The organism is Kribbella sp. NPDC026596 (assembly GCF_040638415.1).
In the GTDB taxonomy this organism is placed as follows: Bacteria; Actinomycetota; Actinomycetes; order Propionibacteriales; family Kribbellaceae; genus Kribbella.
In genome coordinates, this window is sequence record NZ_JBEZYF010000157.1 from 1 (window position 1) to 1,710 (window position 1,710).

Below are 1,710 nucleotides of genomic sequence, written 5' to 3' on the forward strand. Positions count from 1 at the left end.
CCCCGGTCTTTCAGTAGGACCTCAGATCGCTTGATCTGGTTGGTTTGTTGGTGGTGCTGGGGTTTGGGGCAGGTTGGGTCTGCCGGCTTGCTCGTGCCGGGTGCTCCTGGCGGTGCTGGTTGTGGGTGGTCGGGGTCGCGGGGGTTAGGTCTGTTGGGGCTGGGGCTGGGGCTGGGGCTGGGGCTGGGGCAGGGTGGCGAGGCAGGCGAAGGCGGCGGCGAGGTCGGTGCGCCAGGGCCAGTGTTCGGCGATCCGGACGAAGAGTTTGCGTTGCCCGCGGGTGATCCGGGCGGCGACGTGCAGGAGTCGGTAGCGCAGTGCTTTGGGCTCGGCCTTGGCCAGGTCACCGGTGAGCAGGGTGGTCTGTGTCCAGGCGATCAGGTCGGCAGCGGCCAGGGCGAGCTCGAGCCAGACGGCGTTGATCGCGAATGCGCGGGACGGGAACCGGCCCAGGCCGGTGTCCTTGGCTTCTCGGATCCGGTCCTCGACACGGGCATGGGCGCGGTGCCGGGCCTCGAGGTGGGCGAGCTGCCCGAGGGGTGTGTCGGTGGCGAAGGCCTGGTAGCGCAGCCCGTGGCCTTGGTCGAACAGTGACAGCTGGGCGCCCGGGTGCGGGTGCTCGCGGCGCACGATCACCCGCATCCCGGTGGGCCAGCCAGCCTGGACCAGCCCGGGCAGCAGACCGGTCAGTTCGGCGACCTCGGCGTGATCGCGCAGTTCACCGTCGGCTTCGATCGCCGGCAGCCACGCCCACCTGGGCAACGCGTCGATCGCGGCCTTGACCGCGTCCGTCATCGTGAACCCCACCGAGAACTCGGCCTGCACGCCCTGGTCGCGCAACGACCTGATGTGGGTCAGGAAGTCCTTGGAACAGCCCGCCCCGTCGGTACGGACCAGGATCGGGGTGCCGTGCCGGTAGGCGTCGGGGATCTGGGCGAGTGCGTCGTCCAGGACAGCGATGTGGTCGGTCGCGGTGTTCGCGCCGGCGTTGCCTGGTCGCAGTCGCCCGGCCAGGGCCTCGCCGGTGTTGTCCAGCCAGCACAGCAACGGGTGATAGCCGAACCCGCCCTTGAACGTCGCCGCCGCGGACTGCTTATCGGAGTGCACGTCGATCAGGCTGGCGTCCAGATCAAGCACCAACCCCGGCAGCTCCCGGCCCGCCGCCAGCGCGGCCGGCAGAACGCGACCGATGTCGTCGCGTTGGGCCCAGAACCGGTCCCGGGCGACCGCGCGAGCCTGCCGCAACCCCGCCAACGCCCGGTTGTCGATCGCGTCGAGCACCCGCCACGCGGTCGCGGTCGAAGCAACCGGGCCGAACAGGTCGGGCTGGTCACGCAACACCGCCAGATCGCTGATCGCCTCGCCGCCATCGGCCAGCATCACCGCCAGATCAACCAGCACCCGGCCCGGGTCATGCCCCGCGCGGCGCTGCCGCAGCCGCGCCAGCGCATCGGAGAACTCCTGCCTCAAGCCGGTCACCTCGGCCAGATCCGCCAGCAGCCGCGACCCGGCATGCGAGGCGACACCCCGCCCGTCGGCGGTCACCGTGACGACTGGACGCATCGTTGTAGTCTGCACCTACGAAGTGCCTTCCTCTTCTGAAATTCGGACCCTCAGCAAGTCCAGAATCTCAGGCAGGCAAGGCACTTCGCTGCATCTACGCCCCGTGTCGACGCACCTCGTCACTTCGCTACTGCAACGCCGGGGCTA

The 1,710-nt window shown here is 69.8% G+C and carries 1 protein-coding gene; it reads right to left on the minus strand.

The features are described 5' to 3' along the window. Positions 1-144: 144 nt before the first annotated feature. Positions 145-1,563, minus strand: coding sequence for an IS1380 family transposase (locus AB0E63_RS46420; RefSeq protein ID WP_360381325.1), 1,419 nt, complete (start codon positions 1,561-1,563; stop codon positions 145-147). Positions 1,564-1,710 lie beyond the last annotated feature (147 nt).